Source organism: Streptomyces wedmorensis, from assembly GCF_000716445.1.
GTDB classification, from domain to species: Bacteria; Actinomycetota; Actinomycetes; order Streptomycetales; family Streptomycetaceae; genus Streptomyces; species Streptomyces wedmorensis.
Map to the genome: position 1 here is coordinate 146498 of NZ_JNWK01000020.1, position 22944 is coordinate 169441.

Genomic DNA, 22944 nt, shown 5'->3' on the forward strand with positions numbered 1-22944 from the left:
GGGGATCGCCACCCTGCTTCGGCCGCTGCCGCGGCCTTGCCATGGTCAGCGAGGCTCGGGATAGCCGTCGAGATCCAACGGGCAGGGGCTGAGGGGCATACCGTCGTCGGGTGAGTCGGTCAGGAACATACGGTAGTGCTCGCCCCTGGCGGGGCGCAGCACGACGGTCGCCTCCGGCACGCGGCCGCTGCGGAGTGACTCAAGGAGGGTGGGCCCGTCATCGGCTGTGACTTCCGTGTGGAAGATGCAGACGGCGCCGAGGTTGAGAAGGTGCCCTGCGATCGTGATGCCGTGCTCGGAGCTTGTGACGCGTAGCGACTGCGGTCGGCCGCTGAGCAGCTCCCTCGTGTTCGCGTCGTCGATCCAGGTGAGTGTGACCGTCAGCTCGCGGCTGAATGGTGATGCTACGCACCGGCCTTCCACGAGGAGACGAGCCATCCGCAGAGCGATCCGGTCAGTCATCGACATGTCGGCGGGAATGGGGAAGTCCTGATCGCAGTACCGCTGGACGACTTCGAGGTCCTCCAGGAACAGCTGTAGCTGTGCCCAGCGGCGGAGATCGTCTGCGGTGCCGCTCGTGGGCAGACGTCCCGCCCCTGCGAGTTGGTCGTCGATCATCACCCGGAAGTCACCGCCGAGCGAAAGACGCCGGCGCAGCCGCAGCACTTTCAGCGCCTCTGCGGGACTGAGTCCCGCAAGATCGAATTGATACGCGAGCTTCGCGGGAGCCGATTCATCGAACGGGTGCAGCAGTCGAAGCAGCGCACCAGGCAGGTCCACCTCGATCGAGGTCCCCAAGGAGCCGGAACCTCGTGCCTTCAGGCGACCCGCATACGACGCCTGCACGCTGCCGTCCTCGCCGAGAAAGGCCACAGAGACCGCAGCACAGGTCTCTGACGCAGGCGAGATCGGTCTCCACAACACCGCAGTGTTGGTGAATGTCTGCGCGATCCACTCCGGTCCGCTGACCGTCAGACTCGCGACCACGTCGGGCGGGAGCTCGACCGCCTCCGCGACTCCGAACCCCAAGGAGCGTGTGACGGCAGCTGACAAACCGGCGTCCATGCCCGTTCCGGAGATGGTCATGGTGATGGGGCTTACCTCATGAGCCCGAGGATGCTTCGCCCGCAGGGTTTGGATGACCTTGTCGCCTTCGCGGGCGAAGTCCACCGTCCAGTTCGGGTCGAGGTCGTCGACCACGCGCCCCAGAGCCTGCACTCGAGCCCCCAGGTCGGCCGTACCGCCCGCCAGGACGTCCCGCTCCCGATTCATAATCTTCGCGTACTCAAGCAGCCCCCCATCGCCCCTCGTGCGGCTGAGGCTGCGCTCGATATCGCTATGCGCTGCGAGGCGATCGTCCAGTGCGGTTCGGTCCATCACGGTGACCTTCACGTCCCGGCCTTCTCCCAGACCCATGACGAACGCCCGCTCGCCCGGTGTGAGAGTGCAAGGAACGACGAGGACCCACTCATAGGGGTCGTGATCCATCGCACGCTTGAACGACTTCTTGATACTCGGCCTGCGCCCCCGCCCCTGCAACCCGTCGGGGAAGTACTTGAGTTGGTAGATCCGCAGCCGGACACCTTGCACCACGTCAATGTCTCGGCCACCGTCACCGCCACGCCCGTTAACGGCCCGGACATCCGCCGTCCCGCTGTAGAGCCGGTGTACCAACGCCTCGACGACACGGTCAAAATGCGGCTGACCGATCCGTTCCCACTCGAACGCCACGGCACCCCCTCTTCGCAACGGACCCCTCCCAGACAGCATGGCACTTGCCACTGACAGCGCTGCGTAGAACGAGTCCTGGTAGCCGTCGAGCACCAGACCCCGCGCTCAACCGAGCCGCCCTGGCCCAGGCGGGCCGCATCTGGGTGGGCGACACCGACTCCGTCGATCCGCGACCCAGCCTCATTCAGAGGATGCAGGGCCGCACATCGACTTCTACGTCGGGGACTCACGACGACGACCCGATCCCACCCTCGGACACGGGAGCCCCTACGGCCATGCATGCGGCGTTCACCCCACACCCACCGAGCATTACGAAACGTTACGGCCAAGAGACTGCGGGGCGGGGCTAGCCACCCCCGCGGCAGTCGGCCCCAGCACCCCATCACGGGAGCCACCTCCACGCAGGCGAGCGTCCGCCCAGCAGCCTGAAGCCCAAGGTGACGGCCTATCAGCAAGTCGGCCGTCCGTGCGTCAAACGTGCGTCACGTGCGTCGAATATGCGTCAAGATATCGCACCTAACGCACGTAACGCCCATAACGCACACTCGGAGAAACGGCAGGTCAGCGGCCCTTTTCAGCGGGCTCAAGGATCGCGACGCACTCGACATGGTGGGTCACAAGAAACAGGTCCACACAAAAGAGGTCAAGGAAAACCGCAGGTCAGCGACATGTAGGGCGCAAAGCGGACCAAAGATCAATGTGCGTTACGTGCACTATGGGCGCTACATGCACGATGGATGCGCTGCTCGCCGGATAGGGCTTGCCCTCGTGCACATCTTGCAGGGTCTGATCCCGGTCCTCGCTGGCAACAACCGCATGCTCGGCGGACCCGAGCTGCCTCACGGCTGACGTCGTCCTGCCCTCCGTCCTTCCCGTGATTCCCAAGCCCTGGGGTGGACGGATGACGGCGCGATGCATGAGATGCACACACTCCGGCACTACGCCACGTTCCTGGAAGGCGTCCGGAGCAGGCCGACCGCCTTATCGAGCAGTGGGACCGCATCAGCCGGGTTGAGGCGCCTGGCGGCACCGGGCCGGGCGCCACTTTTCGCCTGATGGTCGCTCCTCGAAATATCGGGGTGCGGTGCCTCCGCAAGGTCTGCGGCCATGATGGAGGTGGCGTATGCGTCCGCCAACCACCGAGCGCCCTCCTTGAAGCATCTCCCTCCGGGTCCGCATGAGGATTCGCAGGAAACGCCTAGCCCGACGGGGTGACGTGACCGGCAAAAGGCGGAAGCCTCTCGCGTGCCGGGAACCGCGGCCGCCATTGGGGGGCCTTCGTCGCATCTTGGGCGGGCCAGGGCGCGGTTGCCGTGCCGACCGGGACATCGTGTCTTCCGGCCGGGGACTTCCCCTGGTTGGCCCGGCCAGGAGCCTCCGAGGAGAGAACGTGGCTACTGCTGCCGACAAGGACCATGGAACCGTGCAGTTACTCAAAGGGCAGAAGGCCCTGGTGACCGGCGCCAACTCGGGTATCGGGCCGGCGACCGCCGTCGCCCTGGGCCGGGCCGGAGCGGACGTGGTCGTGAACTACGTCGTCGGCGCGGACGAGGCGGAGAAGGTCGTGGCGCAGATCAAGGACTTCGGGGTCCGCGCCTACGCCCACGAGGCCGATGTGTCCGACGAGGACCAGGTCGTCGCGATGGTGGCCCGCATGGTCGAGGAGTTCGGCACCATCGACATCATGGTGGCGAACGCCGGCCTCCAGCGGGACGCGAACGTGACGGAGATGACGCTCGCCCAGTGGCAGAAGGTCATCGACGTCAACCTGACCGGCCAGTTCCTCTGCGCCCGAGAAGCCGCCAAGGAATTCATCCGGCGCGGTGTCGTGGAGGAGGTCTCCCGGTCGGCCGGGAAGATCGTCTGCATGAGCTCGGTCCACCAGATCATCCCCTGGTCGGGCCACGTGAACTACGCCTCCTCCAAGGGGGGTGTGGGGATGATGATGCAGACGCTCGCCCAGGAGTTGGCCCCGCATCGGATCCGGGTCAACGCGATCGCGCCGGGTGCGATCCGCACTCCGATCAACCGCGACGCCTGGTCGACCCCGGAGGCCGAGGCCGACCTCCTGCGGCTGATCCCGTACCGCCGCGTGGGTGATCCGGACGACATCGCCAACGCTGTCGTGGCCGTCGCCTCCGACCTCCTCGACTACGTCGTGGGCACCACGCTCTACGTGGACGGGGGAATGACGCTCTTCCCGGGCTTCGCCACCGGCGGCTGACCGCTCCCGTGGCGAGGTGGTCGCCCGCGCCCCCACGCGGCGGCCGGCAAGGGCGGTCTGCTCCAGCAGCTGACCAAGCGGCTGCTGGAGTCCACTCTCGAGGGCGAGATGACGGACGGGCCTTGACCCCAGGTTTTGAACACGTCTATGCGGCTCGGGCCAGGATGGTCGCTGCTGGTCGGAGGACGTTCTCGTAGGCGATCGACGATCGCCGGCCGAGGCGGGAGTGCCGACGGCGGGTGTTGTATCGGGTCAGCCGGCGGAAGGCATCAAGCCTGGCCTCGCGCTCGCTCGACCAGGCTTTGGGGCCTTTGAGTGTTTCCCTTTCGAAGGCGACAGTGAAGGACTCGGCGGCGGCGTTGTCCGCGCTGGATCCGATCGCGCCCATGCTCTGCCGGACCCCTGCTGACCTGCAGAGTTCCGCGAAGGCCCTGCTCGAATATGGCGAGCCGTGGTCGGTGTGCATGATCGCTCCGGCCAGGCTCCCACGGGTCTGCTCGGCCGCCGTCAGGGCGTCGATGACGAGCTCGGTTCGCATGCGGTCGGCGATGGCCCAGCCGGCCGGCAGGCCGGCGCGAGGCGAGGTCGATGACGGTCGCGAGGTAGAGCGGCTTCGCCCCGCTGACCGGCAGGTAGGTGATATCGCCGCGACACAGTCTCACTCGGCGAGCGTCCCGTCGAGCAGGACGTGATCAGGATCGGCCTCCCGCAGGACCCGCAGCAGCCCAGATGCCCGGCGGGACAGGTGATCGACGACGACCTTGACGTAGGCCTGGGCGGTCTCGACGGATATGCCGAAACCGGCGGCGATCTGTGTGAGCGTGTCGCGCCGGCGCAGGTAGACCAGGCCGACGAGGGTGCGCTGGTGGGGCGGGAGCTCGCAGCGTCGATCCCCTCGCGGGTGACGATGAGCATGGATACCCACTCGACCAGGGCGTGCGGCAGGTCGAGTGCGGCAGGATGGGGAACCAGCAGGGCTCCTGCGCTGATGGGTTATGACATCGAACACCTCTCTCAACGGCACGGGAGCCTCGTGCGTTGCGGGACGCCGGCCAGTCACCCGATCCGTGGCCACTCCGAAAGAGCTCAGTTAGTGCAAAGTCACGGAGAGATAGACGCCATGGAGGGGCAAGCACTCCTCAGTACGAGTAGGCGCCATCACCTGTCGGTTATCGCTTCTCGCCCGCGAAACTCAACCCCTACTCGGACAGGAGGAAGCTGCGGAAGGCCACTGCATCAGCATCCGGCCCCAGGACATTCCTGCACCGAAGGTGATCATCAGGACCGTGTCCGCACGCCGGATTCGACCGTCCCGTACCGCCACATCAAGCCCGATCGGGATGGAGGCCGCTCCCGTGTTGCCCAAGTAATCTCCAGTAATGACGAGTTGCTCGGGCTCGAGCCCTGCCGTTCGAGCGACCTCCGCCACAAGCCGCGGGTTTGCCTGGTGGCTGATCACGTGGCCGATCTCTCCCAGAGTGATGCCGCGTTCTTTCGCTGCGTCGTTGACCAGCTCCGGAAACTTCTCCCTGACCAGGCCTGCGATTTCTCGACCGGACATCTTGAGGTAGTGGTCGTCGGACGGGGCCAGCAACGTCGACCGCGGAATTCGGGGGCCGCCGGTGACGTAGTGCGCGAGTCGACCATCAGTGCCGAGCTCCACGCTGAAAATACCCTCGCCCTCCGGCACCCTGCCGAGTACCACAGCCCCCGCTCCGTCACCGAACAGCGGATACGTTCGATGGTCGGCCGGATTCATGTAGCGCGAGTACGTATCACTCGCAACGACCAGCACGTGATCCTTGCGCGGATTCGCGGCCAGCAGGCCGCGACCGATATCGCAGGCGACCAGGAAACCCGCGCACGCCGCGTTCACGTCGAAGGCCACAGCATTGTGGGCTCCGATCGCCGCCTGCAACTGCACGCCAACGCCCGGCACGGGGCGGTCCGCTGTGGATGTCGCGAGCACCACCGCTCCGAGCTCCGCGGGAGATACCTCTGCTGCGTCGATCGCCGCCCTGGCCGCGCCGATCGCGAAGTCGAGGCTTGTCTCGTCCTGGGTGGAGAAGCGCCGCTCAAGCACCCCGATACGTTCGGTGATCCAGCTGCGTTCCACGCCCACCACATCGGCGACTTCGCCGCTGGACACACGCCTCTCAGGCAGGGACGATCCGGTCCCGAGAATGCCCACATCTGTGCGCCCACCGGATCCAGTTGAGACAAAGACAGCCATGCGAACTCCATGCAAGGAAAGAGCGGGGGCGTCCCATTCGTGCGGAAACAGGCTGCCGAACTCCATTCGGCGCCCTTCAGCATTCTTACGGCCATAACCGTACTGCGCCGAAACATAGTTCGGGTCCAGACGAGTGGTGTGGCGTGGAATATGCAGGAATTGACTCTGCTCGCACCTCTGGGTACGTGAGCCTTCCCTTGATGTCAGACACCGCTCGGCGGGCGCCGGAACATCAGTGCGTGCACCGTAAAGCGTGAACCGTCGAACTCCGCCCGGCCGGCTTCTCGCTGCTCCTCCAGCAGGCCCAGCATGGTGTCCCTGTGCTCGGCATATGCGAGGAGCGGGATGTCCATTTCGAAGACTCCGAGCGTGCCACTCCCATAACCACGCGCGGTAAATTCTTTGACGGTCTTGGGAACGTCGGCGAGTGAGGAATGTGCCATGAGCAGGGTGCCGCCCGGTGCGAGCAGCGTGTCCATCTGATCGACGACAGCGTCGTACATCGCGCGTCCATTGCTTCGCGCGACGAGAGCGACTTCCAGCCCGTCACACCTCGCATAGCTCGGATCATAGGGCAGGTGCGGGGGATTGGTGATCACGAGGTCGAACTTCTCGTCCGGTGCGTATTCCTCGAGCGGAGAAGTGACACACTTCAGCCGCGTTGCGTCCAGGCGGTTGGTCACCACGTTGGCCATGGTCTGGGCGGCGGAGGCCGGGTTGATGTCCAGAGCGGTTACCCGTTCGGCGCCTGCCGCGAGAAGCGCGACGCTGTAGACGCCCGAACCCGCCCCGATGTCCAAAGCGTTGACTCCCGTCAGCTCAGGCGTGCTGGCATCGTTGAGCGCGGCGATCAGGCTCAGCCCGCAGTCGGTCGGGAACAGGACCTTGGCAGGGTCCTCCACCGCAAGCCACAGACGCGTGCCACGGAACTCGAAGACTCCGCAGGAGGGCGAGGTCCGAGCCTCCCACAGGGAGCCGTTCTCTCCGACGGGCAGGACGCGACGCCTGCTCAGCGTCTGGATCGGCGCAGCGGTCATTGCGGCGTGGGCCTTTCGGATTGGGGAAATGGCTGAAGAGTTCCTGGAGCGCGGCCATGGGTCCGGCACGGTTGTGCAGTCCGAGGCAGCGTGCGGACCAAGCCCCTGGCGCCTGTCATTCGGAGAGGGCGGCCAGCACGGTGCGAACGGAATGGTCCGCGATGCGCTGGGCGCGGGAGGCCGAGATGAGGTCTTCGACGTAACTGAAGCTCCAGGCGAGTTGGCCGTGGCTGGTGGTGGCTGTCGCGATGACGGAACCCATCACTGAAATGCCGGTGATGAAATGTGCATCGCTGACCCGCCACGCGCCTGCCTGGTCGGGAAACTCGTAGCGGCCGACGTTGGACAGGCAGAGGTTGATCGGCCCCTTCTCGTCCATGAACCGCATGAACGACGCACTGTCCGCCAGCGACTTCGGTCCTGCCCAGCGTGGAAGGCTGATCGTGGCCAGGTGGTCCTGCCGCTTCCGGCGCCGCACCAGATCGCGGCTGATGGTCCGGGCCATGGGCCACAGCGACCGGCCGGGCTCGTACAGGACGCGGGAGGGAACAGTCGCCACGTAGGTGCCGACCTCGTCGTGGGAGACGGCAGGCTTGAGGTCGGCGCGGAAGTCGACGGGCGAGCCGATCGAGAAGTATGCGGCTTCCGGGGTTCCCGCGTCGTGGGCGATCGCTTCCACCATTGCGGCGGCCAGGGCTCCGTGGACCGTGGTGTCGTGCCGTTTGGCCGCCGTCACCAGCAGATCCAGCTGTTCGGCGGTGAGGAGTCTGTGCAGCATCTGGGTGCGCCGCTGCGCGAACGGGACCTGGCGGCTGGTGCGGACCCGCTGTGCGGGGAACCGCCGGGCAGCCTGCTGATCCCGGTACATCATGGCCCTGAGCCCTGCGACGCCGAGCGCGCCACGGTGGCGGCGTGGGAGCAGGTCGTCCGTCGCGGGCAGTGCTCGCCGTGAGTTGCTTCGCTCGTGCGTGCCGCGGTCCAGTCGCGCGGCGAGTTCGATCCACTCGCGGAGCAGGGACAGGCAGGTCTTGCCGTCGGCGATGGTGTGCGATGCCGTGAGAATCACGTCCTGAACGCTCTCTTCGTCCGCGCCGCCGGTACCGCCCTGGGTGATCACCACTGCACGCAGTAGCGGGCCGGTGCGCCAGTCGATGCTGTCCACGAGTTCGCGTTCGTTGATCTCGCGTTCCCACCGAGTGCCGGCAGCCGGATCGTCCGGTGGGACGGTGACGTGGCGGAACGGGATCGGCTCTCCGTCCGACGGTGTGAAGGCGGGGTGGGTTCCGGTGCCGTCGTCGGCGATCGCGACGCGCAGCAGGGGGTGCCGGATCTGGAGGGCGTCCAGGGCTCGGCGGTGCAGTGAGGGGGGCAGGTGGCCGTGTACTCGGGTCCGGGCGATGACGTTGAGGGGCGAGGTCTGGTCGACGATCCAGTACAAGCGCTCCACGGGGCTGAGCGGGCGTCGGACGTCGTTGGTGGTCTCGGCGGGCGGGCCGTCCGGGAAGGTGAGGGCTTGCGTAGTCTGCCGGGTGAGGACGGGGCGGGGTACGAGCCGGAAGTAGCTGTCCCGGAGCAGGCGTCGGCCCGGGTGGGCCGCCTGCTCCAGGTCGCTCATCCTGCGGGACTCGGTCACCATCGTGCGGGTGCGGTCGAGGCGCCGCGCTTCGTAGGTGCGCAACGCCGGCACCAGGTCGCCGCCCGTTGTGCGCTCGGCAAGCGTATGTGCCAGGACGACGGCGTCCTCGATGGCCATGGCAGCCCCTTGCGCCAGTGTGGTCAGCATGGGGTGGGCGGCGTCGCCGAGCAGGGTGACGGGGCCGTTGCCCCACTGTTCGAGGAAGGCTCGGTCGCGGGAGGGCACCGTGAGGATGTCGGCCTGCGGCGTGGCCTCGATCACCGCCCGTACCTCGTCGGCCCAGCCCGCGTACGCCTGCCTGAGGGTGTCCTTTACCCGATCCGGAGCAGCGGCGTCGGCAGGGTTGCTCAGGGCGGCCCACCAGTAGCAGCGGCCGTGACCGATGTCCACCAGGCCGAACCGCTGTCCGCTGCCCCAGTAGTGGAGCACGCCGCCCGTGGTGACGCGCGGGTGCCGGAAGGGGACGATGCCGAGCCGGAAGAAGTAGCCGCTGTCCCGTGCTGCCTCGGGGCCGACGAGGTGGCGGCGTACGGCCGAGTGGAAACCGTCGGCGCCGATCAGGACGTCCCCGCTCGCCGAGCGGCCGTCCGTGAAACGGACGGTGACGCCCGAGTCGTCGGTCTCGAAGCCGGTGGCGGTCGCGCCCAGGCGGATCGGGCAGTCCGCGGCCTCCGCCAACAGGGCCTCCTGTAGGTGCGCGCGGCTCAGGCAGAAGGTAGGCACGCCCGCTCGGTCGCAGGCGTCCTTGAACGGAAGGTCTCTGATGCGCCGGCCACGCCGGTCCATCACGGTGAACGACTCCACGGATTGGCCGCGCTTGTCCAGGCCGAGGTCGATGCCCAGGGTGGCGAGGGCGGTGACGGCATTGCTCATGACCGAGAGAGCGGAGCCCGCAGCGCGCAGCTCGGTGGCGCGCTCGTACACCTCGACGTCGATGCCGACGCGTCTCAGTGCGACCGCGCAGGTCAGACCGCCGATGCCTGCGCCGATGACGAGGACTTTGGCGGGGTGTCGTGAGGGCATGGGGTCAGCTCCTCCGGTCGGTACGGGCGGGGCCGGTCCTGATCAGGTCCGCGACGGTTCCGGCCACGTGCGCCACATGCGGCTCCTCCATGATCGTCAGGTGGTCACCGGGGACGTGGATGAGCTGGATCCGGCCGCTGGTCATGGCGTCCCAGCCGTTGAGGGGGTCCTGATGGCGGCTGTTGGCGGCGTGGTGCATGGCGGACAGGACGGTGGGCAGAGGCTCCGCGGCGCGGATCAGTGTGAGGTCCTGGTACTCACGCGGGGGCCGGTAGTTCAGCGTTGCCCGCCAGTTCGCCCGGTAGACACCGAACAGGCGACGGATGAGGGAGGCGGGGCTGCCGGCCGGCAGGACGCCCCGCTCACTCGCGACGCGGGCCATGAAGGCGAACTGCTCCTCCGGGGAGTCCAGCCCGTCGGGGATGATCCGGGCTGGGGACTCGCCGCCGTCCCTCAGCCAGAGCAGTTCCTGGAAGAACCACTCCAGGAGGGGCTCGTCCTGTTGCGGGGCGCGCGGGCCGTGTTCCAGGGCGATGGTGTCCAGCACGAGCAGACGGGCCACTTCCTCGCCCGCCGCCCGCAGACGCCGGGCGATCTCGAAGGCGACGAGGCCGCCGAAGGACCATCCGCCGATGGTGTAAGGGCCGTGCGGCTGTACGGCCCGCAGCGCGGTGAGGTAGCTGTCCGCGAGTTCCTCGACGCTGTGCAGCGGTGTGGTGCCCGGTTCGGCCCCGGCTGCCTGGAGCGCGTGCAGCGGCTGGTCGTCCGGGAGATGGCGGGCGAAACCGACGTAGCAGAGCACGTTGCCGCCCATCGGGTGGACCATGAACAGCGGTGAGCGGGTGCCCTGCGGGCGGATCGGCACAACGGGGTCGAACGTGGCTCGCGCGCTGCCGTCGCGCAGCCGTGCCGCGAGTCCGGCGGGGGTGGGAGTCGCGATGAAATCCGCCAGGGGGATGTGCACCCGGTAGCGCTGTTCGATCCGGACCACCAGACGCATCGCGGTCAGGGAGGTCCCGCCGAGGTCGAAGAGGCTGTCGTGCACCCCCACGGTGTCCAGGGACAGCGCGTCCGCGAGCATCTCGGTCAGCGCCCTCTCGTACGCGTCGCACGGTCCCGCGCCGGGGGCCCGGTCGGCGGCGGTCAGCGGGGCGCGGCGCAGTGCGGTGTCGTCGCGTTTGCCGTTGGGGGTGAGCGGCCACTCGGAGACCCATTGCAGGTGTGCGGGGACCATGTGGTCGGGCAGGGTGGCACGCAACCTGTCACGGATGCCCGCCACGTCCTCGTCGGAGCCCTCGCCGAGGAGGAACGCGGCCAGGAAGACCTCACCGTCGGCGCGTCGGCGTGCCACGACCGCGGCGTCACGCAGGCCCGCGCACCTGTGCGCCATGTCGGTGATGGCGAGTTCCACCTCCCCCGGCTCCACGCGGAAGCCCCGGACCTTGACCTGTGCGTCGTCGCGTCCGAGGAAGACGACGTCTCCGCCGGGAAGCATCATCCCGCGGTCGCCCGTGTAGTAGAGCCTGCGGTCCTTATCCGCGAAGGGGTGTGGGAGGAAACGCTCCTTGGTCAGGTCCGGGCGGCCCTCGTAGCCATCGGCCAGGCAGTTGCCGCCCAGGTAGATGTCGCCACATGTTCCGGGCGGAACCGGACGCATGCGCTCGTCCAGGACGTGCACCTCGGCACCGTCGATGGCGCCGCCGATCGGCGGCAGCGCGGGAAACGCCTCGGGGTCTCCGGTCATGGTGAACGCGGTGACGACGTGGGTTTCGGTCGGGCCGTACTGGTTCTCCAGCACCGCTCCAGGGAGTTTCGCGCAGAGCGCGCGGATCTCCTGGGTGATGCGTAGTTGCTCGCCGCAGATGATCAGAATGCGCAGGGCCGGTGGGGTGATGCCCAGCACGCCGGAGGCTTCGGCCAGTTGCTGGAGGGCCACCGGGGGAAGGAATGCCTGCTCGACGTGCTCACGGTCGAGCAGGCTCAGCAGGGCGCGCATATCGCGCCGCTCGGTGTCGTCGACCAGACACAGCGTGCCGCCGGAGCAGAGAGTCGAGAAGACCTCCTGGAAGGAGATGTCGAAACTCAGCGGTGCGTACTGCAGCGTCACACCGCCCGCTGCCGCGCTGGGCGCCGCCTTGTTCTGCCAGGCCACCAGCCCGGCCAGGGTGCGGTGCGGCATGGCGACGCCCTTGGGGGCCCCGGTGGAGCCGGAGGTGAACAGGACGTACGCGGTGCTCTCGCTGCCGATTGCGCCACGCGTCGGGCAGGGCGGCGCGGGGGCGGCCACCGACTCGGCGGGCAGTAGCAGCGCCGGGTCACCCGCGAGGCAGGCGTGCGCGGACCCGGCCACCACGCGGAACGGACGGGCCTGCTCCACCATTGCGGCCAGCCGGGAGGGCGGGTAGCCGACGTCCATCGGAACGGCCGCGCAACCGGCGCGCATGACACCCAGGAGTACGGCGATGGTCAGCGGGGACCGGTTCATGGCGATCCCGATCCGGGCGTTCGGCGGGGCTCCGAGCGCGCGCAGCCGGCGGGCCACGTTTTCGGCGGCCTCGTCCAGCCTGGCGTAGGTCCACCGCTCGTCGCCCATGACCAGGGCAGTCGTGTCTGGGTTGCGCGCTGTCTGTCCGGCGATGAGCTCCACGACCGTGGGGTGCTCCGCAGGGGACGCGAGGATCGGCCGGGGGGCGAGGAAGCCGAAGTCCGTTTTGGTGTGCGGTCGTTCCAGCATGCGGCGCAGGATGCTGAGGTAGCCGGCCGCGTAGAGGTCGCCCTGCTCGGCCGGGAACGTCGCTCCGTCGCAGTCGACCCGCAGCCACATGCCGGTGCCGTCCGGTTCCGTGACCGCGTTCACCAGGAGACGGAAGTCGTTCTCCTCCCAGGTACGGAACTCGACGAGGCGTAGACCGGGCAGATCGAGTACGCGGGACAGCTGGTGGAAGTGCACGTAGTTGAAGGCGGTGTCCACGACGGGTCCGCCGTGGTCCTCCTGGATGGCGCTCAGCGGGTAGCGGCGGTGCGGGTGTCCCTCCTGTTCCTGGCGGAAGCACTCTCGCGCCACGTCCAGCCAGCTGTCGCGTGCGGTGTCCAGGCGGACAGGGACGGTGTTCAGGAAGAGCCCGGCGATGCGTTCCGCCCCGGCCAGCTCCGGCCGGCCGTGGGTGATCAGGCCGGTCGTCACGTCGCGGGTGCCTGCGAGCATGGCCAGCGTCAGGCTGTGGGCCGCGAAGAGCACGGACTTCACGGGCAGGGAGTGCTCGGCCGCGAAGCGCCGCATCTGCTCGACGAGGGCGCCGGGCAGGTCGACCCGGCGCGAGACCGGCTGCCGGCCGGTACCAGGCAGGTGGGGTGCGAACGCCTCGATCGGCAGTGGCTCGCAGCCGGCCAGCTTCTTCCGCCAGTAGCGCTGGGACTCCTTGGAGCGCAGGGCTGCCTGTTCCAGCCGTACGTGGGCCGCCGGTGAGGGAGGCACCGTGCCGTCGACGGGGCTCGCCTCCAGGCCGAGGGCGTTGGCGTAGTCCTGAAGCAACTCCTGGATCAGGGTGGCGACGCTGCCGCCGTCGAGGAGTGCGTGGTGGAAGCTGAGGACCAGCTCGACGGTAGTAGGCCGCACATGTGCGCGGAAGAGATAGAGCGGCGCCAGGCCGAATTCGTAAGGGTGGTGGCGGCGTTCCTCGATGTGTGTCCGGACCTCGGCTTCGGCCGCCGCATCGTCCAGTGGACGCAGATCGGCGATCTCCAGCCCGCCGTACCTCCGGGGGCGGACGACCTGGAGCGGTTCGGCACCGGTCAGGTCGAATGCCGAGCGCAGGGCGGGATGCCGTGTGGTCAGCCGGTTGAAGGAACGACGGAACTCCTCCTCCTGCCAGGGCATTTCGAGGGTGTATCGGAAGACGTCCCGGTACCTGGCCGAGTCCTCGTGCCGGCGGCTGTGGTAGAGCAGGCCGAGTTGGAGCCGGGTCAGCGGGTAGGCGTCCTCGGCGTCCTGCAGGCGGGCCCGGTCGACGTCGGCCACCAGAGCGAACGGGGCCGGGACAGCCTCGGGTTCTCGTGTGCTGGCGTCCTCGGCCCGCGTGGCGAGACCGGCCACTGTCGGGTTCCGCAGGATGTCGGTGAGCGAGAAGCGCAGGCCCCGCGCCTCCGCCTCGGCGCGCACCCTGAGCATGGTGATCGAGTCGCCGCCGAGGTTGAAGTAGTCGTCGTGCACGCCCACGGCGTCATGGCCCAGGACGTGGGCCCAGACCTCGGCAAGGACCGCCTCGGTGCGGTTGCGCGGCTGCCCGCTCCCAGCGGCCCCCGGGGTATCGTCCGGTGAGGGAAGGGCGCGGCGGTCGGCCTTGCCGTTGGGGGACAGCGGAATGCCGTCGATCCGGGTGAAGGACGCCGGGACCATGAACGCCGGCAGCGTCCGCCCGAGCCGCTCGCGCAGCAGCGTGGTGTCGATCGGGGCGTCGGCGACGTAGTAGCCGTCCAGGACGGTTCCGCGGTCGGAGGTGGTACGGCCCACCACGAGGGCGTCCCGTACCCCGGCTACGGCGCGCAGGGCGGTGGCCACCTCGTCGGGCTCGACGCGGTTGCCCCGGATCTTGACCTGGTCGTCGATGCGTCCGAGGTACTCCAGGGTGCCGTCGGCGAGCCACCGGGCCAGGTCCCCGCTGCGGTAGAGGCGGCCGCCCGGCACAAACGGGTCGTCGCCGAACCTCTCGGCCGTCAGTTCCGGGCGATCCGCGTACCCTCGTGCGACACCGACCCCACCGATGCACAACTCTCCGGCAACGCCGACAGGTTGCGGAAGATCGTCGGCTCCCAGCACGTAAAGCCTGGTGTTGTCGATCGGTCGGCCGATCGGCACCCGCGCGATGCCCTGGCCGTGGTCGCGGGGGCAGTCGTAGAACGAGACGTCGACGGTCGCCTCAGTCGGCCCGTACAGGTTCACCAACCGTACGGTGTCCTCGGCGCCGCCCTTGCCGAGCCCCTGCCCGGCCCAGCGATTGAACCGCTCCACCAGGGCGGCGGGCAGCACCTCGCCGCTGCAGAAGACGTACCGGAGGGTCTTGACGGCCTCCTGCGCCCCCGCCGACTCCTCCAGAAGGTCGAGGAACGGGCCGAGCATCGAGGGGACGAAGTGCACAGCGGTCACACCGTGTTCGCGGATCGCCCGCAGGACCTCGCGCGGGTCCCGCTGGCCGCCCGGCGGCAGGAGGGCCACGGCGGCACCCTCGACAGCCCACCAGAACAGTTCCCACACCGAGACGTCGAAGGAGACGGGCGTCTTCTGCAGAAGTACGTCCTGTCCTCCGAGGGGGTAGCGGCGCTGCATCCATGCAAGGCGGTTCACCACGCTGCGGTGCTCGACCATCACGCCCTTGGGCTGCCCGGTCGAACCAGAGGTGTAGATGACGTAGGCCAGATCACTGGCGGTGGCGAGCGGTTCGACCGGAGCTCCGCTGCCGGTCAGCAAAGAGCCCATGCGCCGCATGGGCACGTCCCCCGGGATGTCGGTGGGCGCATCGTCATCGACGACCACCACCTTGGCGTGGCTGTCACGCAACAGGAAGCGAACCCGCTCGGCCGGGTGGCCAGGGTCCACCGGTACGTAGGCACCGCCGGACTTCAGGGTGCCGAGCAACGCGACCAGCAGCTGCGGCCCCGGTTCCATCATCACCGCCACCCGGTCGTCCGGGCCGACGCCCTCCGCGCGCAGAGCGCGAGCGACGCGGTTGGCCCGTTCGTCGAGTTCGGCGTAGGTCAGCGTCTCCCCCGAGGCCGCGACGACGGCTGTCCGGTCCGGGAGGCGAGCGGCCTGGGCCTCGAACAGCTGGTGCAGGGTGGCCTGGTCCGCGTAGGGCACGCGCGGGCCGGCCGCGCGGCCGACGGTCAGGTCCTCGTACTCGGCCGACGTCAGCATCGGGATCTCGGGCACAGGGCGGTCTACCATGTCCAGGCCGTGCTCCAGCAGGGTCGTGAGGTGGCCGGCCACCGATGTGATGGGGAGGTCTTCGTCGAAGACGTCGTAGGCGTAGTTGAGGTCGACGTGGATGTCTGCCGTGTCGTCGAAGGCGGACACCAGGACGTTCAGTGCGTCTTGGTCGTGCGAGAGGGCCATCAGGGACCTCTGCCGTTCCACCCCCGGGACCCGCTCCGGCGGCGGCCAGTGCATGTAGGAGAGCGTCACGTCGAAGAGCAGCCGCGAGCTTCGGGCCGACGCGGGCAGTGCGGGCAGGATGTCGCCCAGCGAGAGCCGCTCATGCCGCCTGAGGGACCGGGTGTCCTCCCGGATCCGGGCGAGCAGTTCCCGCAGAGACTGTGCGCCGGATGCCGCGACGCGCAGCGGCAGGATGTTGGCGAACTCGCCGAGGGTGGCCTTGTGGCGCTCGGTGGTCCGGTTGAGGAACGGGACTCCGAGCAGCACCTCCTCAGTACGGTGCAGGCGTGTCAGGTACGTCCCGAGCATGGCGGCGAGGTAGGTGAACGGCGAGAAGCCGGCGGCTCTGATCCGGCCCACGAGAGCGCTGTCGATCACGAAGGAGTGGAGGCCGCGGTCGTGCCCTCCGCTGCTCGTCGTACGGGTGAACAGCGCGGGGACCGCGTCGAGGAGGTACTCCCTGTGGAAGTCCCGGTCACGGTCACAGTCCGCGCCGACGCGGTAAGCGGCATCCTCCTCGACGTATGCCAGGTAGGAGGAGGATCCGCCAGACCCCTCGTGCGAACCGCCGTACGGCGCTCGGGCATACTCCTCGACGATCTCGTAGCTCAGTCGGTCGAGGGTCCAGCCGTCGGCGATGATGTGGTGCGCCTTGATGTACAGATGCGTGACGTCCGCACTCTCCACAAGGAGGGTGGCCTCCACCAGGGGACCGCGCGCTAGCGGCAGGGCGCTCGCCATCGAACTGCGCCTCCACTCCGTGCAGGCCGCCGCCGGTTCGTCGGTTCGCGAGAGATCGACCACGGTGACCGGGACACGGTCCTGGGTCACCCACTGGAACGGAGTCCCGGCGCTCTCGTCGAAGCGCAGCCGGAAGGTCTCATGACGATGCAGCACTCGCTCGGCGCAGGCCACGAGCCTGTCGCGGTCTACGGCGCCTCGTAGACGCTCGTGGAGAACGGCGTTGAACTGGGGTGATTCCGGAGCACGGGAGGCGACGGCCCACAAGTCCCGCTGGTATGACGTCAGTTGGTGTGCTGTTTGATCGTTCATGCCCATAGTCGAGGTTCCCTTCGAACCTGGCGGGATCACCCGGTACCTGTGTAAAGCCGGCGGGGGCAGCGCGGCATGGCCTTCTGGACGATCTAGGAGTCCGCCGGCGCCGCCGTGCCTCGCCGACAGAGTCCGCGCGCTCCGCGACCTGCGTACGGCCGTTCAGTTCCACTCGATGGGGCTTCGGCCGGAGGTGACGATTCAATTCGACTGAGGGGTGGTCCGCCGAGCGGGCCTGTGGCGGACGAACGCCCCTCTGTCTACGTCTCTCCAGTCGGCCGCTCGGGCAGGCTGAGGGGTGCCGAGGTGTCGGCGAAGAAGGGAGGGGCGACCACGCTCAGGCCGCCGTCCACCACCACCGTCTGACCGGTGATGTACTCGGCGCCGGGAGAGAGCAGGAAGGCGATCGCGTCGGCCACCTCCTGTGCGGTGCCGGGACGCTGCTTGGGGATGCGGTCGAACACCGAGTTCCTGTCCGCCATCCCCGGCACACCGTAGAAGTAGTCCAACGAATCGGAGTCGATCAGACCGCCGCTGACCCCGTTCACGTTGATGGAGTACGGCGCGAACTCCAGTGCCATGTAGCGCACCCAGGACTCGATCGCGGCCTTCATGGGACCGAGAGCCGCGTAGGTGGGGAATGCCCGGGTACTGCCGTAACTCGACAGGGCCACGATCCGCCCCCCTGCGTCCATCAGCGGCACCGCCTGCTGGGCGCCGAGTACGAACGGCCGCAGGTTCATGGCGTACGAGCGGTCCAGGTGATGGGGTTTCAGGTCGAGAATGTTCTTGAAAGCACCGGCTGCGGCGTTGGAGACGAAGTGGTCCAGCCTGCCGAACTCGTCCTTGACCGTGGCGAAGAGGTGCCGCACCCCTTCAACCGTCTCCACGTCCGCCTGTACCGCGAGACCACGTCCGCCCGCCTCTTCGAGGCCGGCCACGACCTTCTCCGCCAGATCCGCGTTCTTCTTGTAGTTCACCACCACGGTCGCTCCGCCACGCCCAAGGGTGTGGGCGAGCGCGCAGCCGATGCCACGAGAGGCACCGGTGATCAGTGCCACCTTGTTCTGGAACTGTCCGCCACAGGTCATCGCTGCTTGCTGACCCCGACGCCGGTGATCTGCGCGGCGCGATATGTCGCGATGTGCGCGGCGGGTTGGGGACCGCCACTGAGTGCACGCGCGGACAGATCCGCTTGGAACGCACGGAGGGACCCCGCTGCGCCGGATGTGTGAGGGTGCTGCGTGAGCATCGAGGTGCCTCTTCACTGCTCGTTGAGCTACTTGCGATGTGCCTGGTGCCCCGCGCTTTTCGGCGACCGCGGCAGGGCGCAGCAAACATATCCAAGGCCGCGAACAGGACCGTCCGGATAGGCCGGATGGGCGGCGAATTCACCTCTTCGAGTGCCCTGCCTCACCTGCCCGGCCGAATCAAAGGGCGGCAGCCGCCCTCCGTGCCGAAGACAAACGGGCACGAAGGGCGGCTGCGAACCCTCACGGGATCACTCAGATGTGCCCGAAGAACAGGCTGCCCGGGGCGTCAGCGTCGTTGGAGAGGAAGTACTCACGCAGCGCACGAATGAGCTCGTGGCGGGAGATCGCGCCATCCCCATCGGTGTCCAGCTTGGTGAACATGTCCATCGCGTCGGGCGCCTCGACCCTCCACACATCCTTCAGGAAGCGGGAGAACTCCTCCTTGGTGATCTGGTTGTCGCCGTCGCTGTCGATGACGTCGAAGATCACGTCACCAGTGCCCTCAGCCACGTTGAGCCGGCTGGTGTCGATGCTCGCGAGGCGGCTGGCGGTGACGAACTGGTCCTTCGTGAGTCGGTCTCCCTGCACGCCTGCGTGGCGCAGCAGCTCCAGCCAGTACATCTGGCAGAAAGCCTGGAGCGCCCTGGCGCGGCGGTCGTCCTTCGAGAGCTTGTATGCCTGGATGTAGCGGTTTCCGAGCTGCTGGTAGTCCGACCAGTCCACATAGCCGTCGTTGTTGGCGTCCATGGTGTCGAACGCGCTCTCGTTCTTGGTCCTGATGACGTCAGGTGCCTCTGTAGCCACGTTGCGTTCCTTCGCAGAAGGGGGCAGGTCGTCAGCAATCATGATCGGGAAGCATCAGAGGAACGCACCAGGGCACCCGCGCCTTCACCTCTTCGAGGGATCGCCATACCCGATTGGCGTAACTATCGGGTATGGCGTGACCAATCTGGGTGAAGCGAAGCACTGCGTCTTTGCGCAGCGACAGCCCGGCGAACTGGGCAGTGGCCGCCATCATGGCGGCGACACTGGTCGTCCCGGAACCTGCTCAGGAGCGGCCCGGCTCTTGGAGTTCTTGGAGCAGGAGGTCTCTCCATCTGCGATGAGCGCAGCCTTTCGGTGCAAACCTTTCGGCACAACAGGCGCCGGCCGAAGCCCCACGAGCCTTAGTCATGGGGGTGTCCCTCAACGTCTTCCATCACGGCGGTCAGCGCCACCCATGAACGGATGATCACGGGTCTTCACTTACGGTGAGAGGGCGGTCACCCTGAGGGGGTTACAGCGGGGCGCTGCACGTAGTCCCGCCCGTCTCCAATTCTTGAACTGAGGAAGCACGTGTCGAAATCGTCGGGATTGGCGTCATCCGCAGGCCGGGCCGTGGTCATCACCGGAGCCTCCTCGGGTCTAGGGGAGGCGTGTGCGCTCCACCTGTCGCGGGTGGGCTTCCACGTCTTTGCCGGCATCCGCCGTTCCGAGGACGGGGAGCGACTGCGTGCGGCCGCCACCGCACGGCTGACCCCGGTGGTCATCGACGTGACAAGCGAGAAGTCGGTCGAGGCCGCCGTGCGTGATATCACGGAGGTAGTCGGGGACGCCGGGCTGTGGGGGCTGGTCAATAACGCGGGCATCGCCGTCACGGCTCCGTTGGAGTGCGTGCCCAGCGAGCTCATGCGCCGACAGCTGGACATCAATGTGACGGGCCAACTGCTGGTGATTCAGGGTTTCCTGCCGCTGCTGCGAGTCGGTGCTGGACGGATCATCAACGTGACGTCGGGCCTCGGGAACATCGCACTTCCCTACCTCGGCGCTTATGCCGCCGCCCAGTTCGCCAAGGAGGCGCTCAGCGACGCGTTGCGCCGTGAGCTCGCCCCGCAACGGATCCCAGTGACGGTGGTCCAGCCGGGCGCCGTTCTGACTCCGCTCTGGGGCAAGATGTCCGACGCGGGAAAGTGGGCGCTGGAGAGCGCCCCGGAGTCGGTCCAGAAGCTCTACCGTGGCACGTTCCCACGGTTCATGGAAACCAACGAGAACTCGGCGCGGGCCAGCCGCACGACCCCCGACGACGTTGCCGAGGTGGTCTTCCGAGCGTTGGTGACTGAGCGACCCAGGCCCCGCTACGGGGTTGGCCGGGAGGCGACCGGCAGCCGCGTGCTTGCCAGGCTGCTGTCCGACCGGGCGATCGACCGAATCCTCGCCGGCATTGTCACGCCCGCCCGTTGACCGCCAGCCGCGCGGCCAACACCACACCACCATAGGAAGAGGAGTAGCGAATGACCACGCCACAAGACCTTAAGGAAGTGTTCAAGCACGGTTTGGACCTGCTGTCGGAAGGGAGAATCGAGGAGTGGATCGATGGCTTCACCGAAGATGGCATCCTTGAATTTCCTTACCCGGCCTGGGGCGTCCCTTCGCGGATGCAGGGCCGGGAGGCTCTGCTCGCCCAAATGACGATGTTTCGCGACCAGCTGAAGGTTGTGTTCTCCGAGCCTGAGTTCTCCACCGTCAACGAGGACGATCTGGTAATCGCGGCCTACACCGGCGAGTGCACTCTGCTTGCCACTGGAGGCCAGTACTGCCAGACCTACCTGTCGGTGGTGCGCTTCGAGCAAAATCGCATTGCGCTCTACCGTGATTTCTGGGACCCATGGTTGCTCATGCAGGCCGCAGGCGGAGAGCTTGCCTGGAAGCAGATCTTGCCTACGCTGGCCTCGAAACCGACTGCCGGGAAGCAGGCTTCGCGGACACCCCAGGACACGCGCACCTCCCATCGACGAGCCACGCGTTGAGGGCTCCGCCCCTCGCTCATGCCCGGGAGCGACGGATCGAGACCATGCGGTGAGCCGCTGCCGCAACGTTCTGCTAGGTCTGCCTCGGCAAGCCAGGGCGCGAGCTCGCGCGTGTTCCCCGTGCGCCGTCTGGAAGCAACCGCGGCTCCGACACCTCCTCTGTCCGTGGACACCCCCGACACTCAGCACAGCAGGCATGTTTCCTCGCCGGGCTGCAATTACAGAGCGTGTCCTATGACCGTTGGACGCGGGTGCAGCGAAAGACGATGCACGACGGGTACGCGCACAGCAGAAAGCCGCCCTTCCGGCCCGGATGTCGTACGGGTTGGAAGGGGGCTTTCCGATGCTGACGGCGCGTCAGCTCATGAGCCGGACGTGCGTCAAACGTGCGTCACGTGCGTCGAATATGCGTCAAGATATCGCCCGTAACGCACGTAACGCACATCATGCCCACTCGACAAAGCCGCAGTTCAGCGGCCCTTTTCAGCGGGCTCCAGAATCGCGACGCACTCTACGTGGTGGGTCATCGGGAACAGGTCGAAGGCGCGCAGGGTGCGGACGCGGTAGCCGCGGTCTGCGAAGTAGGAGATGTCGCGGGCGAGGGCGGCGGGGTCGCAGGCGACGTAGGCGATGCGGCGGGCGCCGAGGGAGGCGAGGTGGTGGACGGTCTGCTTGCCGGCGCCGGCGCGCGGGGGGTCGAGGACGATGAGGTCGACCTCGGTGATGCCGGTGCGGGGGAGGACGGATTCGACCTTGCCCTGTTCGATGCGGACGCGGGGGAAGCCGGCGAGGTTGTGGCGGGCGTCCTCGACGGCGCGCTTGCCGGACTCGATGCCGAGGACGGCGCCCTGGTCGCCGACGCGGTCGGCGAGGGCGCCCGCGAAGAGGCCGACGCCGCAGTAGAGGTCGAGGGCGGTGTCGCCCTTGCGCGGGAGGAGGCCCTGCATGACGGCCTTCATGAGCGTGTCGGCGGCCTTGGGGTGGACCTGCCAGAAGCCGCCGCTGCCGACGCGGTGGGTGCGCTCGTCGGCGCGCTCGCGGACGAAGGCGCGGCCGTGGACGCGGTGGACGCCGCCGTCCTTCTCGTCGACGCGCATGACCGAGACGGGCTTGTCCAGCTCGACCAGCGGGAGGCGGGCGCCCGGGCGGGGGGTGAGGATGACCTGGCGGTCGTTCGAGCCCGAGGCCGCGATGGCCTCGACGGAGGCCATGCCCTCCCAGGTGCGCTTCTCGATGCCGAGCTCCGAGACGCCCTCGGCGGCGATCATGCAGTGGTCGATGATCTCGACCTCGTGGGAGCGGTGCTTGCGCAGGCCCGCGTGGCCCTCGGTGTCGACGGCGTACTGGACGCGGGTGCGCCACTGCGGGACCTGGCCGGCGGGGAGCTTGTCGCCCTCGGCCGGCATGACGGTGCCGTCCCAGCCGGCCTCCTCGGGGGTGAGCCCGGCGAGGCGGAGGAGCTGCTCGGCGATGACCTCGCCCTTGAGGCGGCGCTGGGCTCCGGGCTTGGCGTGCTGCCAGTCGCAGCCGCCGCACTTGCCGGGGCCGGCGAAGGGGCAGGGGGCCTCGACGCGGTCCTTGGAGGCTTCGAGGATGGTGACGGCGTCGGCGCGCAGGAAGCGGGAGGTCTCCTCGCCCTCGGTGACGCGGGCGACGACCCGCTCGCCGGGCAGCGCGTGGCGGACGAACAGGACGCGGCCTGCGTCCGTGCGGGCGATGCAGTGGCCGCCGTGGGCGACCGGGCCGACCTCTACCTCGTACTCCGCCCCGACCAGCGACGTAACAGGGGTGTTCTGCATGACCGGGGACTCCAGAGGAAG

The 22944-nt window shown here is 68.0% G+C and carries 11 protein-coding genes and 3 pseudogenes; 4 read left to right on the top strand and 10 right to left on the bottom strand.

The genetic code is table 11. The annotated features are described in order from the left end of the window. Positions 1 to 45 precede the first annotated feature (45 nt). Positions 46 to 1731 (bottom strand): hypothetical protein, encoded by a 1686-nt coding sequence (locus OO54_RS18110; protein WP_053194423.1) that lies wholly within the window; start codon positions 1729 to 1731, stop codon positions 46 to 48. Between the two features lie 1423 nt (positions 1732 to 3154). On the opposite strand from OO54_RS18110, the gene OO54_RS18115 reads away from it, so the two are divergent. Next, positions 3155 to 3955 carry an SDR family oxidoreductase gene (locus OO54_RS18115; protein ID WP_033204338.1) on the top strand — a complete coding sequence of 267 codons (801 nt, stop codon included), beginning with the start codon at positions 3155 to 3157 and terminating at the stop codon, positions 3953 to 3955. 45 nt (positions 3956 to 4000) lie between these two features. Then, positions 4001 to 4072 (top strand): annotated as a pseudogene (locus tag OO54_RS48795) (transposase); the annotation flags it as partial. 28 nt (positions 4073 to 4100) lie between these two features. On the opposite strand, the pseudogene OO54_RS41600 reads toward OO54_RS48795, so the two are convergent. The 8 genes and pseudogenes from OO54_RS41600 to OO54_RS18155 form a co-directional block, all read right to left on the bottom strand. Further along, positions 4101 to 4602 (bottom strand): annotated as a pseudogene (locus tag OO54_RS41600) (transposase); the annotation flags it as partial. Positions 4603 to 4616: 14 nt separating this feature from the next. Beyond that, positions 4617 to 4927 (bottom strand): annotated as a pseudogene (locus OO54_RS18125) (helix-turn-helix domain-containing protein); the annotation flags it as partial. A 220-nt stretch (positions 4928 to 5147) separates the two neighbouring features. Further along, positions 5148 to 6254 (bottom strand): 3-oxoacyl-ACP synthase III family protein, encoded by a 1107-nt coding sequence (locus OO54_RS18130; RefSeq protein WP_078905245.1) that lies wholly within the window; start codon positions 6252 to 6254, stop codon positions 5148 to 5150. Positions 6255 to 6391: 137 nt separating this feature from the next. After that, positions 6392 to 7225, bottom strand: a complete 834-nt coding sequence (locus OO54_RS18135; protein WP_051787023.1) for a methyltransferase — start codon at positions 7223 to 7225, stop codon at positions 6392 to 6394. A 115-nt stretch (positions 7226 to 7340) separates the two neighbouring features. Continuing rightward, positions 7341 to 9884, bottom strand: coding sequence for an FAD-dependent monooxygenase (locus tag OO54_RS18140; protein WP_033204343.1), 2544 nt, complete (start codon positions 9882 to 9884; stop codon positions 7341 to 7343). A gap of 4 nt (positions 9885 to 9888) precedes the next feature. Beyond that, positions 9889 to 17085 carry an amino acid adenylation domain-containing protein gene (locus OO54_RS18145; protein ID WP_033204416.1) on the bottom strand — a complete coding sequence of 2399 codons (7197 nt, stop codon included), beginning with the start codon at positions 17083 to 17085 and terminating at the stop codon, positions 9889 to 9891. 260 nt (positions 17086 to 17345) lie between these two features. Next, a complete protein-coding gene (gene chcA, locus OO54_RS18150) occupies positions 17346 to 18176 on the bottom strand; it encodes a 1-cyclohexenylcarbonyl-CoA reductase (RefSeq protein WP_033204345.1) in 831 nt (276 codons plus the stop codon). A gap of 414 nt (positions 18177 to 18590) precedes the next feature. Then, positions 18591 to 19142 carry an EF-hand domain-containing protein gene (locus OO54_RS18155; RefSeq protein ID WP_234439288.1) on the bottom strand — a complete coding sequence of 184 codons (552 nt, stop codon included), beginning with the start codon at positions 19140 to 19142 and terminating at the stop codon, positions 18591 to 18593. A 531-nt stretch (positions 19143 to 19673) separates the two neighbouring features. Here OO54_RS18155 and OO54_RS18160 point away from each other — a divergent pair. Together OO54_RS18160 and OO54_RS18165 are read left to right on the top strand one after the other, a co-directional pair. Next, a complete protein-coding gene (locus OO54_RS18160) occupies positions 19674 to 20558 on the top strand; it encodes an SDR family NAD(P)-dependent oxidoreductase (RefSeq protein WP_033204347.1) in 885 nt (294 codons plus the stop codon). A gap of 50 nt (positions 20559 to 20608) precedes the next feature. After that, positions 20609 to 21124: a nuclear transport factor 2 family protein gene (locus tag OO54_RS18165; protein WP_063738298.1), complete on the top strand. Its 516-nt coding sequence runs from the start codon at positions 20609 to 20611 to the stop codon at positions 21122 to 21124. A 470-nt stretch (positions 21125 to 21594) separates the two neighbouring features. On the opposite strand, the gene OO54_RS18170 is transcribed toward OO54_RS18165, so the two are convergent. Next, positions 21595 to 22923 carry a class I SAM-dependent RNA methyltransferase gene (locus OO54_RS18170; RefSeq protein ID WP_033204349.1) on the bottom strand — a complete coding sequence of 443 codons (1329 nt, stop codon included), beginning with the start codon at positions 22921 to 22923 and terminating at the stop codon, positions 21595 to 21597. Between the last annotated feature and the right edge of the window lie 21 nt (positions 22924 to 22944).